This window comes from Loktanella sp. PT4BL, from assembly GCF_003201935.1.
Classification (GTDB): Bacteria; Pseudomonadota; Alphaproteobacteria; order Rhodobacterales; family Rhodobacteraceae; genus Yoonia.
This window is the reverse complement of sequence record NZ_QJJL01000019.1, coordinates 1-13,645: the sequence shown is the minus strand read 5'-3', so window position 1 is coordinate 13,645 and position 13,645 is coordinate 1. Positions and strand designations below refer to the sequence as shown.

Annotated in this window: 18 protein-coding genes; 14 read left to right on the top strand and 4 right to left on the bottom strand. The window is 60.8% G+C overall.

Going from position 1 to position 13,645, the window contains the following annotated elements; all coding sequences use genetic code 11:
- The first annotated feature begins 314 nt into the window (after positions 1-314).
- The 3 genes from C7964_RS19825 to C7964_RS19315 all read left to right on the top strand — a co-directional run bounded on the left by C7964_RS19825 (position 315) and on the right by C7964_RS19315 (position 2,568).
- Positions 315-806, top strand: coding sequence for a hypothetical protein (locus tag C7964_RS19825; protein ID WP_146214903.1), 492 nt, complete (start codon positions 315-317; stop codon positions 804-806).
- 367 nt (positions 807-1,173) lie between these two features.
- Positions 1,174-1,599: an acyl-CoA transferase gene (locus C7964_RS19320; RefSeq protein ID WP_110281189.1), complete on the top strand. Its 426-nt coding sequence runs from the start codon at positions 1,174-1,176 to the stop codon at positions 1,597-1,599.
- Positions 1,600-1,629: 30 nt separating this feature from the next.
- Entirely contained in the window at positions 1,630-2,568 is a 939-nt protein-coding gene (locus tag C7964_RS19315; RefSeq protein ID WP_110281188.1) for a phage tail tube protein, read from the top strand.
- A gap of 12 nt (positions 2,569-2,580) precedes the next feature.
- Here C7964_RS19315 and C7964_RS19310 read toward each other — a convergent pair whose 3' ends face one another.
- Positions 2,581-2,883 (bottom strand): hypothetical protein, encoded by a 303-nt coding sequence (locus C7964_RS19310; protein ID WP_110281187.1) that lies wholly within the window; start codon positions 2,881-2,883, stop codon positions 2,581-2,583.
- A gap of 297 nt (positions 2,884-3,180) precedes the next feature.
- Between C7964_RS19310 and C7964_RS19305 the strand changes: the two genes are divergently transcribed.
- From C7964_RS19305 to C7964_RS19270, 8 genes are all read left to right on the top strand, one after another.
- Positions 3,181-3,543: a phage-derived protein YdaY family protein gene (locus C7964_RS19305; RefSeq protein WP_110281186.1), complete on the top strand. Its 363-nt coding sequence runs from the start codon at positions 3,181-3,183 to the stop codon at positions 3,541-3,543.
- A 59-nt stretch (positions 3,544-3,602) separates the two neighbouring features.
- Positions 3,603-3,875 (top strand): DUF7697 family protein, encoded by a 273-nt coding sequence (locus tag C7964_RS19300; protein ID WP_286164078.1) that lies wholly within the window; start codon positions 3,603-3,605, stop codon positions 3,873-3,875.
- Between the two features lie 51 nt (positions 3,876-3,926).
- Entirely contained in the window at positions 3,927-6,422 is a 2,496-nt protein-coding gene (locus C7964_RS19295; protein ID WP_110281185.1) for a phage tail tape measure C-terminal domain-containing protein, read from the top strand.
- Positions 6,419-7,018: a hypothetical protein gene (locus tag C7964_RS19290; protein ID WP_110281184.1), complete on the top strand. Its 600-nt coding sequence runs from the start codon at positions 6,419-6,421 to the stop codon at positions 7,016-7,018. Before C7964_RS19295 ends, C7964_RS19290 begins: the two co-directional genes overlap by 4 nt.
- Positions 7,015-7,575 carry a hypothetical protein gene (locus C7964_RS19285; RefSeq protein WP_110281183.1) on the top strand — a complete coding sequence of 187 codons (561 nt, stop codon included), beginning with the start codon at positions 7,015-7,017 and terminating at the stop codon, positions 7,573-7,575. The genes C7964_RS19290 and C7964_RS19285 overlap by 4 nt, the downstream gene beginning before the upstream one ends.
- A complete protein-coding gene (locus tag C7964_RS19280; RefSeq protein ID WP_110281182.1) occupies positions 7,575-8,015 on the top strand; it encodes a DUF6950 family protein in 441 nt (146 codons plus the stop codon). The genes C7964_RS19285 and C7964_RS19280 overlap by 1 nt, the downstream gene beginning before the upstream one ends.
- Positions 8,016-8,018: 3 nt before the next feature.
- On the top strand, positions 8,019-10,613 hold the full coding sequence (locus C7964_RS19275; RefSeq protein WP_110281181.1) for a TipJ family phage tail tip protein: 2,595 nt from the start codon (positions 8,019-8,021) through the stop codon (positions 10,611-10,613).
- Positions 10,614-10,713: 100 nt separating this feature from the next.
- Positions 10,714-10,944, top strand: coding sequence for a hypothetical protein (locus C7964_RS19270; RefSeq protein WP_110281180.1), 231 nt, complete (start codon positions 10,714-10,716; stop codon positions 10,942-10,944).
- Here C7964_RS19270 and C7964_RS19265 read toward each other — a convergent pair.
- Both C7964_RS19265 and C7964_RS19260 read right to left on the bottom strand, forming a co-directional pair.
- The gene (locus tag C7964_RS19265; RefSeq protein ID WP_110281179.1) at positions 10,941-11,231 is read right to left on the bottom strand and encodes a type II toxin-antitoxin system RelE family toxin; all 291 of its coding nucleotides are present in this window, start codon (positions 11,229-11,231) and stop codon (positions 10,941-10,943) included. The two genes, C7964_RS19270 and C7964_RS19265, sit on opposite strands and share 4 nt — an antisense overlap.
- Positions 11,221-11,466 (bottom strand): type II toxin-antitoxin system Phd/YefM family antitoxin, encoded by a 246-nt coding sequence (locus C7964_RS19260; protein ID WP_110281178.1) that lies wholly within the window; start codon positions 11,464-11,466, stop codon positions 11,221-11,223. Before C7964_RS19260 ends, C7964_RS19265 begins: the two co-directional genes overlap by 11 nt.
- Positions 11,467-11,563: 97 nt before the next feature.
- Between C7964_RS19260 and C7964_RS19255 the strand changes: the two genes are divergently transcribed.
- The 3 genes from C7964_RS19255 (at position 11,564) to C7964_RS19820 (ending at position 13,159) form a co-directional block, all read left to right on the top strand.
- Positions 11,564-11,875, top strand: coding sequence for a phage holin family protein (locus C7964_RS19255; RefSeq protein ID WP_110281147.1), 312 nt, complete (start codon positions 11,564-11,566; stop codon positions 11,873-11,875).
- Between the two features lie 97 nt (positions 11,876-11,972).
- The gene (locus C7964_RS19250) at positions 11,973-12,905 is read left to right on the top strand and encodes a C40 family peptidase (RefSeq protein WP_110281177.1); all 933 of its coding nucleotides are present in this window, start codon (positions 11,973-11,975) and stop codon (positions 12,903-12,905) included.
- A complete protein-coding gene (locus C7964_RS19820) occupies positions 12,902-13,159 on the top strand; it encodes a hypothetical protein (protein ID WP_146214902.1) in 258 nt (85 codons plus the stop codon). Before C7964_RS19250 ends, C7964_RS19820 begins: the two co-directional genes overlap by 4 nt.
- A gap of 155 nt (positions 13,160-13,314) precedes the next feature.
- Here C7964_RS19820 and C7964_RS19240 read toward each other — a convergent pair.
- The coding region (locus C7964_RS19240; RefSeq protein ID WP_181417258.1) for an SEC-C metal-binding domain-containing protein at positions 13,315-13,645 on the bottom strand (331 nt) is incomplete at its 5' end.

The following is a 13,645-nucleotide window of genomic DNA, read 5'->3' as shown; positions in this document are numbered from 1 at the left end:
GTGTTTTGCTAGAGACGAGACCGTGCTGCATGATCCCGAGACCGATACCTACTGGCATGAAGATTGCCGCGAAGTTGCCGGCGATACGATCCACCTCATGAAGGACTGGTTGCCCTTTAAGAAGAAACGCTGATTTACAATGATGAAGATAAATTCACCTGCAATCAGGTCATGATAATATATGTGCTCAAAAGTGTTGGCTTGGATCAGGCAAGACACCAAAAAGCAACCAGATCACTTGAAAGATGAACAGAACCGGACAATCGTTGAGTTAGCAGCGTACTGCTGCCGACGATCAAGCCGGAGCCGTTTCAATGCATCCTCAATTCACGCTGGATTTGTCATTTGGAGCGATCAGGCTCCTCTATGACTTGCATGGCGAGCCCTGCGTCATTGGTGACGTCACGGCGTTTGGCGATGACCTTCCCGTCAGAATGGTCAAATTACTCTCGCTTGCCGCCACACTATCGACGCCTCCCATTGCCACGACATTGGTTGTTCCACGGGAGCATGTCCTTTATCGCAAAGTGCGGCTGAACATAGATCGAGATGTGGAGGAGCGGGATGTCCTTGAGTTTGTAAGTCGAGAGCAGCAATTCAACAAAGATGAGCTTTGCGTCGATTGGGTTGTTGATGGATCCGAGGTCTATATTGCAGCCGTCGAAAAACTCACGCTGTTGGAAGCGGATGATTTTGCCCGGCAGCATGGGTTTGTTCCAACTTTATTCACAAGCTCTGTGCGCAATAGTAAATATCCTAGAAAGCCGAGGTTTCCTGTGCCAAAGCCTCTCAACGGTCCCGTCTGAAAAGATGTTACTGCCCGCGTTATCTGTCAGATATTTAACGCTGACGCTTGGCTGCACTTTAATGAGGCGTTTCATAAACGATCTCGCAGGATTGCACATTGATCTGGCCACACCCCGTGCACCGCGCCTTCGCGACCACATCGCCAACGATTGCAGGAGGGCTTGTAAGCGCAAGTAGCGCACTCACGCGCACAGATGCCGAGCGGCCGCATGCGCAAGTGAGCCTGAGCACGTGGCTATGGATCGTTGACAACCTGGTGCCTTCACTTTTTAACATCGCCGCTCCCTTTGACTGGCGAGGGTCGGTTACAGTCCTGAATGCCAACCTGCTGATATTCGATCTCGCAGGTCAAGGCGGAGCTTTAAAATGCCCACTCCCCGAGAAATGATCCTGACCGCTCTGGCGGACCTGTTGCGCACGGTACCGCATGTGCCTGTTCTGCGCTGTGAGGTCTTGCCCGAGCGGATTCCGCCCGCTGGCTTGATGATCCTGCGCGACGGCAACCCCGGCGAGCCTGGCGTGACGCTGTCGCCGCTGATGTATCACTACCAGCACCACGCAGAGCTGGAGGTCATCGTGCAGACTGGCGAGGACCGTGACGCCCGCTTTGATCAGCTAATCGGGCGCATTGGTGCTGCCATCGGTGCTGATCGCACCCTTCGTGGGCGCTGCGACTGGGTGGAAGCCGAGGCACCAGAGCCGGTCGATCTACCCGTCGAGGGAGGTGCGGCCATCAAAGCCGCAATCATTCCGATCATCCTGCATTACGCCACCAGCGACGCGCTGGCCTGACGACAAACCCGAGCTTCAAGGAGAGAACACATGGCACGAGCCCAAGGGGCGCGCGCGCAGATGGCGCTTGCGTTTGAGACTATCTATGGCACGCCGCCTGCTAGCGGCTTTACCAAAATGCCCTTTGCGACGGCGTCGCTAGGTGCCGAGCAGCCGCTACAGGCATCAGAGCTTTTGGGGTACGGTCGTGATCCGCTTGAGCCCATCAAGGATGCACTGACCGCCGACGGCAACGTTGTCGTGCCAATTGATGCCGAAGCTTACGGCTTTTGGATGAAGGGCGCTTTTGGTGCGCCGACAACATCCGGCGAGGGCCCCTATACCCACGTCTTTGAGAGTGGAAACTGGAGCCTACCCAGCTTTTCTGTCGAAGTGGGCATGCCGGAGGTACCGAGCTTTGCGATGTATTCGGGCTGCATGGTGGACAGCTTCAGCTGGAGCATGGGCCGGTCAGGGCTTTTGACTTCCACGGTTGAGCTCGTCGCCCAAGGCGAGGATTTGAGCACATCAACGCAAATCGGCACGCCCGCGACGCTGTCTCTCAAGCGTTTCGGTCATTACAACGGATCGGTCGAGCGCAACGGCGTGAACATCGGCAACATCGTCAGCGCCGAACTCACCTATCAAAACAACCTTGATCGGATCGAGACGATCCGCGCAGACGGCAAGATCGAGGGTGCCGACCCGTCAATTGCCGCGATGACGGGTAATATCACCGTGCGCTTTGCCGATGCGACGCTGCTCAATCAGGCCATTGGCGGTCAGGCCTGCGCGCTGACGTTCGGCTACGCCTTGCCCACGGGGGAGGCGCTCACTGTATCCGTCCCGCGGGTCTTTCTGCCCCGTCCGCGCCGGGAAATTTCCGGACCACAGGGGGTGCAGGTAACCTTCGCCTGGCAGGCAGCACAGCAGGCCAATGGCGACCCGATGGTCAGTGTCACCATTGTAAATGGCATTGAGGGCTATTGATCGCCATGCCTGCTACATAGACTTCTTACCGAAGCCGACAGGGTTACCTAGCCGCAGAAGACTTCTGCCATCCATCATCACTTCGGTCACGGTGCTCCGTTGGGGAGAAAGGATGGCCTGTTTACTGATATCCACGATCGCCAAGGTGACCTCGTGAAGGCGGGTTTCAGCACGCTCGGCGCGCAATGATGTCCGCTCCAGTTCATCTTTTAGCCTGCTGACTTCATCGCGCAGAAAATCCCGCTCAGTTTTTACGATCTCAAGCGTTTCAGTAAGGCCCAACAACTGATCGCTGGTTTCCGACTTTGCATCCATTCTCTTATTACTCTTCCTTCTGGGTACTGCCCCGAGACGATATATGCGCGCGACCACACCTCTTGGCCGGTGTCGTGCCAAGTGGCGCCGACGAAAAAACCCCCCAAGCGTTACGCTCGGAGGGCCGTGAGTGGGGGTTTTTCGTAGTGGGTTATACTAACCTGCCATTCTAAATCATGGCTGCAGTACGACCATCTTTCCCGGTGAGCAACAAAGCAACACATCCAAAGAACGTCTTTTCTCTCCTTGGATTTATGGCGCTGTCAAGTGCGCGCAAACGCAACAAAGGATACGAATATGCTGCAACTCAACTTATCCACGGAGCCGCGCTGGCTCGACTTGGGCCATGGTGTCCGACTATTCGTCGAACCTTTGACCACGGCCATTATGTTGGCCGCGCGGAGCGATCCGACCATCGTCGCGGCCGCTGGTAATACTGAAGGCAGCACCTCCAACGACGACCTTGCGCGTATCGTGGCAAAGGCCGTGGCGCGCATCGTCGTGAAGGATTGGGAGGGCGTCGGAGACGAGGACGGCAAGCCTCTTCCTCTGACGCCTGAGGGCATCGACGCGCTTTTGGAGCTCTGGCCGATCTTTGAGGCCTTCCAGACCAAATACATCGCAGGCGCGCTCATCTTGGATGCGGAAAAAAACGCCTGACCACTCTCGCCGACTGGGAGTTCGGCGGGGGCGGTGAATATTGCGCGGCTTGCCCATCAGTGTGTGCCGACTGTCCGCGCAGCCTGCACAAACCCATCACCCTGGAAGGCTGGCAGGTCTGGGATCTGGTTCAGCGCCTCGGCGGACAGGTGCGGGTTGCTGGCGGGGTGAGCGGCGGCGCTGTCCTCGGTTGGGATATGGCTGCTGCCCTGCAACTCGGCTTAGCCCTCGGGCTCTCGCCCCTGATCATCGCGGAATTCTTGCCGCTCATCGAGGCGGTGATGGTCCGCAAGATCAATGAAACCATGCAGGCCGGATCAAGCCTAACCTAACCTCGTTCTTAATGGAAACGAGGTATCACCGCATTCTGAGGTCTTACTCTCATGGCAGAAAAACGTGTCTCCGTCCGCCTCTCCGCGACTGGCGGGCGCCAGGTGCGTGCCGAGCTGGAAGGTGTGGGCGAGGCAGGCACTCGCGGCATGGGACGATTGTCGCGCGAGCTGGACCAAGCCAATGCGCGGATGGCCGCTTTTGCGCGCCGCGCCAAGATCGCAGCGACTGCTGCGGCCACAGCACTCGCGGGTGCTGTCGTTGCGATGACCCGCTCGACGGTGGCTGCCGCCAATGAGATCGGCCAGCTTTCTCAGGTGGCCAATGCCAACCCGGAGGTATTCCAACGCTGGGCGGCGGCCTCCGCCACGGTGGGGATCGAACAGGAAAAGCTCGCCGACATCCTGAAGGACGTGAATGACCGCGTCGGTGATTTTCTACAGACGGGCGGTGGTCCGATGGCGGACTTCTTCGAGAACATCGCGCCAAGGGTCGGTGTGACGGCAGACCAGTTCGCCCGCCTTTCCGGTCCTGAGGCGTTGCAGCTTTACGTCGATAGCCTTGAGAAGGCAGGCGTCAGCCAACAAGAGATGACCTTCTATCTCGAGGCTATGGCGTCCGATGCCACGCGTCTCATTCCGCTGCTGCAAAACGGCGGTGCGGAGATGACGAGGCTTGGGGCACAGGCGCAGGCACTTGGGGCTGTTTTGGATGCTGACGCCATCGCCGCCATGCATCGATCCGAACTCGCGCTGGTCAGCATTGGCCAGGTCTTCACGGGCGTCCGCAACCGGATTGCAGTGGCGCTTGCTCCCTCGCTGGAGGCGGTGGCCAATGCTTTTGTCGCACTGGCCTCTTCCACCAGTCCGATCAGCCGGGCCTTTGACGCGGTCCTTTCCAACCTTGACCGGCTCGCGATTTATGCGGGAACCTTCGCCACATTCCTCGCAGGTCGCTGGGTGGCGGCAATGGCCGCGGCAGCTTTCTCGGTGCGCGGGTTGGCCACGACGCTGGTGGTTCTCAAAGGCGCGCTGATCCGCACCGGCATTGGTGCGCTCATCGTTGGTGCAGGCGAGTTGGTCTATTGGTTCACGCGCCTCGCGTCCGGCGCCGGCGGTTTTGGCGAGGCGATGCGCCTCCTGAAGGATGTCGCCGTCGAGGTCTGGGACCGGATCAAGACGGGGGCTTCGGCTGCAGGCGCGCGCGCCACGGCGATGTTCTATGATCTCAAGGCTGATGCCACCACCGGCATGGCGGGGGCGATTGAAAGTGTGGTCGCCTTTGGTAACGCCACAGCGAATACCTTCGAAGGCGCACTTCTCGCCGTCCGCGAAATCTGGTCCCGCCTGCCAGCCGTGATCGGCGATCTTGTTTACGCGGCCGCCAATCGCATGCTCGACGGGATCGAGGCCATGCTGAATGGTGCGATCGCCCGGATTGATGCCTTTACGGGGAAGATCCGCGATGCGCTGGCGGCTGTGGGCATCGAGACGACCTTTGGTGAGATCGGCGAGATCAGCCTCGGGGATATTGCCAACCCCTTTGATGGGGCTTCAGCGGATGCTGGAAGCGCTGCTGCAGATGCGTTCCAGCGGGCTTTTGAAGATAACCCGCTCACAGCGCCCGACCTTGGACTTGATGGGATTGCCGCCGAGGCACTCGCCACCGCGAACACCTACCGGCAGGCCGCCTCCGATTTGGCAGCTGGAGCCAAGGCCCGGCTGTCCTCCTGGGCGGCACTCCGCGATGCTGTCGCGGGCACTGGCGAGGACGGCGCTGCGGCACTGGATGACGCCACGGCCTCTGCGGGCCGCTTGGCGGAGGCCATGGCCGAGGCTGGGGATACGGTTAGTGGCGGCAGCGGGTCTGGTGGTGGCGCCAGTGGCGGGGCGGCCGAAAGGATTGTTACCGGCTGGCGTGCCGTCTCCGAAGCCCTAAACTCTTATGCCACGGACGCCCTGAACTGGGGCAAAGGTCTCGGCGAAACCTTATCCAGCGCCTTTTCTGGCGCCGAGAGCGCATTCCGTAGTTTTGTGGAAACCGGCAAGTTGGACTTCAAAGGCCTGGTGCGATCGATCCTCGCAGATCTTGCTGTATTGGCGTTTAAGAATGCGGTGCTGGGACCCATTGCCAACGCGCTCTCAGGCGCTTTTGGCGGTGGCGGCTCTGTTGCTGCAGCGGTCTCGCATGCTGGCGGCATAGTGGGGATCTCCGGTCATACACGCGCCGTGCCCGCAGCGGTCTTTGCGGGTGCGCCGCGGATGCACGGCGGTGGCACCGTGGGGCCCGCTGGCTCCTGGGCCGGATTGCGGCCCGATGAAGTGCCTACCATCCTGCAGCGGGGTGAACGGGTGTTGTCGCGCGCAGAGGTCGCGCGCGGCGGAGATGACGCCACTCCTGTGGCGATAAATCTCAATGTGGATGCACGCGGTGCACAGATGGGTGTGGCCGAGCAGATCGCGGCGGTGATGCGGGGCGCACAGCCCGAGTTTGAGCGCATTGCAGTGGCCGCTGTTGGCAATGCCATGCGGCGGGGACGGATGGCATGAGTTTGATTGTGGAACTGCCGCGTACCTGGGTGGCCGGCATTGAGCGGCGCTTGGTGACCGCCACCAGCCAGACGCAGTCGCCCTTCACCGGGACGACGGAGGTGCAGGATTGGGGTGGCGAATGGTGGGAATATGATATCGAATTTGCTGCGCAATCCGGACCGCTGGCGCGCTCGGTCTCTGCCGCACTCACGGCGCTTGGCTCTGGCCGGGGGCTGTTGCTGTTTGCCGATCCCTCCATTGTGCCAAAAGTGCTGGCGCAACCGGTCTCGCTGACGGCACCCATTACGGGCGGCAATGTTGTGCAAACGCAAGGCTGGCCGTCGGGGCTACTCGCGCTGGCCTCTGGCGACTTTGTGTCGATCGGCACCGCGCGCGACACGCGGCTGCACCAGATCGCCTTTGACGTCACAGCGGACATCAACGGTCTGGCAACACTGACGCTCTTTCCGGCGATCCGCAGCGCGCTGCCCGCCAATACACCTTTGGAGGTCAACAGACCACAGGTGCTGCTGCGCCCCACGAGTTCGGTGCCAACCCGCATTGAACGCGCGGCGCGTCACCGCTTCACGCTATCTGGACGCGAGGCGCTATGAGCAGAGACATCACAAATGGCATGGCCACAGCACTCGACCGCGCTGATCTGCAGCCTGCGATCTTTTTTGAGGGGGAGTTCCCGTCCGGCATGGTGCGGATCTGGACCGGTCCGGGTCCAATCGACTGGGACGGCAAGACCTGGACAGGCGTTGGTGTCCTTCTTGGGCTTGGCGCGCTTGAGGAAACCTCTGATGTTGTCGCTTCTGGCACGATGGTCTCGCTCTCGGGCGTGCCACTGGATCTGGTGGGGCTTGCGATCGATGAGGCGCGCCAGGGTCAGGCGGGGCGCATCTGGCTCGCGCTGCTCACAGAGGACCGGACCGTCATCGCCGATCCCGTCCAGGCCTTTACGGGCCGTCTTGATGTGCCGGAACTGCAAGAGGACGGGCAGAGCTGCCGGATCACGATCAGCTATGAAAGCCGCCTTATTGATCTGAGCGTGCCGCGCAACTGGCGGTACACCCATGAAAGCCAACAGGTCCTGCACCCGGGCGATCGTGGTTTTGAGCATGTGACGGCCATTCAAGATCAAGAGATCACCTGGGGACGCGGCTGATGGAGCGACCGATTACTGTTGCCACGCGCGTTTCCACCCGCGTGCCCCATTGGGAGCAGGTCCTTGCGGACGCGATCCAGCAGGCCAGCACGCGCCCCTTTGTCTGGGGCCAGCACGATTGTGCGACCTGGGCTTTTGATCTCCATCGTGACCTGACGAATGGCCCGGACCATGCCGCACTTTGGCGGGGGCGGTATCGCACACCGATCGGCTGCGGGCGGGTGTTGCGCCGTCTTGGCTGGACAAGCCTTGAAGAAGGCGGGCGCGCCTTGTTGGGCAACCCGCTTGATGATGTGCGCCTCGCACAGCGTGGCGATCTGATTTTGGGCGGTGAGCCAGAAGCCTTTGGCGTCGTCATCGGCGCCAAGGCCGCTTTTGTGGCACCTGACGATCTGGTGCGCCTCTCCCTTGCAACCTGCCGTCTCGCCTGGAGGACGTGAACAATGCCACCCGTGGTTTTAGGTGCTGTCGCTCTTGGGGGTGCTGCCATTGCCGCAGGCGGTGTGGCCGCAGCTTTTGCAGCCACGGGTCTGGTCGGCTTTGCCGCCCAGTTCGGGGCGTCGATGCTCTTATCAGCGGCCGCACAGGCCTTGATGCCCACGCCAAGCCTGGGCCAGATGGAAATGAAGGCCCGCACAGTGACGGTGCGCGAGCCGGTGATGCCCCGCGAGATGGTCTACGGCCGCGTGCGCAAGGGCGGCGTGATTGTGTTCCTGCATTCTACTGGGGCGAAGGACAAAGACCTGCACTTGGTGGTGGTGCTGGCTGCCCACCGCATCAAATCCATTGGTGCCATCTATTTTGAGGGCGAAGAGGCGGTTGACGTCTCAGGTGCGGCCCAGGGCCGATGGGCGGGCAAGGTTGCTGTCGAAAAGCGCTTGGGGGCCGATGATCAAACCGCCTTTGCGGGGCTCATTGCGGCGGCACCCGAGCATTGGACGGATGCCCACCGCCTTGCGGGTTGTGCGGCACTCTATTTGAAGCTGACCTATGATCCGGATGCATTTCCAGGCGGCATTCCCAACATCACTGTGGATCTCGAGGGCAAGGCCGACATCCTCGATCCACGGACGGGTCAGGAGGGTTATACGGACAATGCGGCGCTCTGCGTGGCCGATTACATGGCCCATGCGACCTATGGCATCGGAGCTACAATTGGGGGTGCCGACGGGATCGAGACGGACAGTCTGATTGAGGCGGCCAATATCTGTGATGAGGCTGTGCCGCTCGCCACTGGCGGCACTGAGCCGCGCTACACTTGCAATGGCGTGGTCTCGCTCGCAGAGACGCCGAAGACCATTATCGAGGCGATGCTGACGGCGATGGCAGGCCGCTGCATCTGGCAGGCAGGCCAATGGCGGATGCGCGCGGGGGCCTACCGGGTGCCGGAGACAGTGATCACGGCAGATGATCTGCGCGAGGGCGGGATGACCCTGACCACGCGGCAAAGCCGGGCGTCAAACTTTAATGCGGTGCGCGGCCAGTTCGTGAGCCCCGAGAATAGCTGGCAGCCTGATGACTTCCCGGCCTATGCCAGTGAGGCCTACCGGCTGGAGGACAATGGCGAGCGGGTCTGGCGGGATATCTCGCTGCCCTTCACGATCTCTGCCTCCATGGCGCAGCGTCTGGCGAAGATCGAACTCGAGCGCGCGCGCCGGCAAATGAGCCTGAAGATTGCGGGCAAGCTGAAGGCCTGGCGGGTTGCGGCGGGCGAGACCACCTATGTGAGCTACGCCCGCTGGGGCTTTGGCGGCGCCAATCTACCTGAAGGAAAACCCTTTGAAGTTGAAGCCGTGCGGCTGGATCTGACGCAGGTTGGACCAGGTCCGCGCTTGGCGCCGGAACTTCTCATGCGGGAAACTTCTCCGCTGATCTATGATTGGGACGCCTCCGAAGAACAGATCTATGCAGCCGCCCCGCGCACAACGCTGCCCTCGGCCTTTGACATTGTCCCACCGGGTGCGCCGCAGATCAGTGAAGAGCTTTATGTGACCCGCGACGGCTCGGCGGTCAAAGTCCTGGCGCGGATCGCCTGGGAGCCTGCGGCTTCGGGGTTTGTCGATACCTATCAGGTAGAGACGCGGCGGGATGGCGGTGTCTGGCTGGACCGTGGCCGCACCTCCGGCACGGTCATGGAGTTGCGCGACATCCAGCCGGGGCAATGGGATGCGCGGATCAAGGCGATCTCGGTGCTGGGTGTCTCGTCGGTCTGGCGCGAGGGGGGCTTGGAGATTGTGGGGCTCACGGCGCCACCGGCTGCGCTGACGGGGCTGACGATCCAGTCTGCAGGCGGTCTTGCCGTGCTGAAATGGCAGCGTTCGGTTGATGTGGATGTGCGCGTGGGTGGTAATGTCATTATCCGCCACAGCAAGGAAATGGCCGCCACTTGGGCAAACTCCACGCTGATGGACCGGGTCTCGGGCGGCGAGGCGATTGCGGTCGTGCCGCTGAAACCCGGGACCTATCTTTTGCGCGCTGAAGACAGCGAGGGGCGGATTGGTCCCGTCAGCACGGTGAGCACAAAGGGCGTGCAGATCCTGAGCTTTGCGCAGCTGAATACGCTGGCGGCCGAGCCTGCCTTCCCTGGCCTGAAAACCGGTCTGGTGGCCACCGCTGGGACGTTGCAACTGCAAACCGGAACAGATGCTCAAGGTTCACCCGTCGTATTGGCGAGCGAAGGGCTCTACCAGTTCGAGAGCCTTCTCGACTTTGGAGCACTTCGGCGCGTCCGTCTGCGGTCTGATATCCTCGTCGGGGCCTCGGCGCTGTCGGATTACATTGATGACCGGATGACGCCGATCGATAGCTGGGCCGACTTCGACGGCTCCGAGGGTGCCGATATCGACGTGGTGCTCGAGATCCGTGAAACCGATGATGATCCGGCGAGTGCAAACCCTGTCTGGGGACCTTGGGGGCGGATCGACAACAGTGAAATCGAGGCGCACGCGGTTGAGGCGCGGGCCTGGCTCAGAACCAGTGATCCAGCCTTTACGCCGATCGTCTCGGAATTGCGGCTTATAGCGGATGAGGTGGTTTGAGGACATCCCGTATGTGCGGGGCGTCCCTTCGCTGCCTTTCGGCTGCGCCTCAAACGCGAATGGTCGCATTCCATTTTATTGAGAAACGGGAAATCCATTTATGGCTCAGGCCCCAAGCTTTGTGATCATCAACGACAACGGGGCAGCTGTGCGTGCCCAGATCAACCAGATTGTTGCCGCATTGCGCTCCACCAGTAGCGGTGCGGTGGAACCTTCGGCCACCGCGCCGGGTATGCTGTGGCTGGATACCAGCACCACACCGCCGACGCTCAAGCTGCGCAATCTGGCTGATGCTGCCTTTGAACCGCTACTCGACGGTGGGGAATATTAGGGATCAGCGCGTTTACGCGCGTTTCTATAGACGGCGCTCCGCTCACGTTTGCCGACCGCCACCACCGTTACCGTGACAGTGGTATCGTCTACGCGGTAGACGAGGCGATAGCCCGCGCTGCGAAGCTTGATTTTGTAGTGGCTTGGCATGCCGTGCAGGCCATCAGCCACAACATGGGGCTGAACAAGTCGTTCTTTGAGCTTGTTTTTGAATTGCGATTGCAGCGTCACGCCAAGTTTACGCCACTCCTTGAGGGCTGTGGGCAGGAATTGCAGCTCATAGCTCATCCAAGCTGACCCGAACCGGTGTCTCGTCAGCCCGTTGCTTAATGGTGTCGGCCAGCTCCAAATCGTCCATATGCTCCATCAAGGCCTCATAGCGCGCGGCAGGCACCATATAGGCCATGACACGGTTGTGGTTCAGCACGGCGACGGACTCGCCTGCTGCCTGCGCCATGACCTGCGACGGGTTTTTTTTAAGATCAGAAACGCTGACGGCGATATTGGCTTCGACACGCTGCATGACGGCCTCCAAATAGTGCGAAATACAGCTCTAAATATAGTCCATATTAACACCCACGCAAGCGCTTTGCGTGGACAAACCTGTAAGGGAGGCGCCCATGACCGAGCCGGGCTTTTTAGAAACCTTGAACAGCCTGTTTGGCGGGGCGGTGACCACGCTGATCGGCGCCTTTACCGGGCGGCTGATGTATCACTCGGGTGAGGTGAAACTTGGCCGGCGGCGGTTTTTTGGCAAGGAGCTCTTGTGGGAAATCCCCGTGGCCATTGGCATGGCGATTATTGGCGAGGCCATCGCAAGCCACTTTGATCTTGGCCAGCCGGTGCGCACGGGGCTTGTGGCCACGTTGGCGTATTTGGGACCGCGCGGGGCGGAGGCCCTGATGACAGCCTGGCTTTGCCGCAAGAAGTAAGCCGCGCCTCGTAAAACTGAGCACAGGCACAAACAAAGCCACAAACATCAAGCGCTGCCCTTCGGGGTGGCGCTTTGCATTTGCATGGGAGAGCATCATGACACCTTTTGAGATTGCCCGCGGGTATATCGGCACCACCGAGGGCCCGGGCCCCGCAAATAACCCCATCGTCATGGCAATGTATGCCAGCGTCGGCCACGATTGGGTGGAGCACGACAGCGTTGCGTGGTGCGCGGCCTTCGTCGGTCATTGCCTGGAGAAGGCGGGCATGCGCTCGACCCGCAAGCTGACAGCGCGGTCCTATCTTGACTGGGGCATCCCTGTAGAGATCGCGAATGCGCAGCCCGGTGACATCGGGGTCATACCCCGAGGCGCGTCCCGCTGGCAGGGGCATGTGTTCTTCATTGACCGCATTGAAGGGGCCTGGATTTGGGGGCTTGGCGGCAATCAGTCTGATGCGGTGAATGTGAAACGCTATCCCGTCTCAAAGCTCTTGGGTGTCCGGCGGGCTGGCAATGTCGCGCCAGCAGTGACTCTCTCCGTCAAGGCCGTGCAGCGCCGGTTAAAGGATCTTGGCTATCACGAGGTCGGCACCATCGACGGGGTGATCGGGCCACGCACGCGCGCGGCGATCCTGGCGTTCCGAGATGATCATGCGCTGTCGCTGGTTCCGGTCATTGATGTCGCGCTGGAGGAGGCTCTGAAATTAGCGAACCCGCGCCAAGTTGCGCCGGAACGGGCGGCGGGCGTGCCCGAAGATAGCCGGATCGTGACGGCGGCGAATGCGCAAATCGGGCTTGGGGTTCTGGGGGCCGCAGGCTCTATCACCTCTCAGATCGCACCAGCATTGCGTGAGGCCGAACAGGCCCGGGAGACAGCCTCCCGGCTCTTTGCGCTCGCAGGTCTGGAGGCCTGGCTGGCCATGGTCTTGCCATGGATCGGGATGGCGATGTTTGTCGGTGTCATTCTCTATGCGCTAAAGGCGCGCTCCGCCCGCATTGAAGATCACCGGACAGGACGCACGCCATGATCGGCGTTGTCCGCGCACTCCTGAGTGGCTTGGGCAGACGGGCTGTCTTTTACGGCACCATCATCTTGGCCGCGACCGTCGCCCTCTGGATCGCCGTCTGCCAGGGGCGCCAAGCCGCCACGGCGCGTTTTGCCGTGCGCCGTGCCGATGCGCGCGTCAGATCCATGCAAACCTCAAAGGACATCCGCCATGACGTGCAAAACACTGACCGCGCTGATCTTGAGCGTCGGGCTCACCGCTGGATGCGCGATTGATCCGGCTGTCATGTATGAGGATTGCGATTGGGCAGAGCCTATTCGGCCGTCGCGTCATGATGTTTTGAGTGACCTGACGCTTGCGCAGATCGTGGCACATAACGAGGTGGGCGCGCGCCTATGCGGGTGGCAGCCATGAAATTGTTCTTTAGCGTTCAGTTGCGGCCGCAACACTGCTTGTATTTGCGACCCGACCTGCAGGTGCATGGATCGTTTCGGCCGGGTCGTGGTCCTGCTTGAAACGGCTGCCCCGGCAGGTTGGCCGGAGCCTGTCCGGCGAGTTCGGGGCGAAATTGATGAAGGATTGTCATCACGCAACCCGGAATCAGATCAGGCGCTTCGAGGTCGATCTCGTCGATCTCTTCCTCCGTGAATTTGCTATTTCCGGTACTGATGTCCTGCAGCGCCATCATGAAAATCAGTGTGGCCTGTGTTTCCTCATCGGCGACGTCGAGCAGGTTTGACCAGGCATCCGGTCTGAGACCC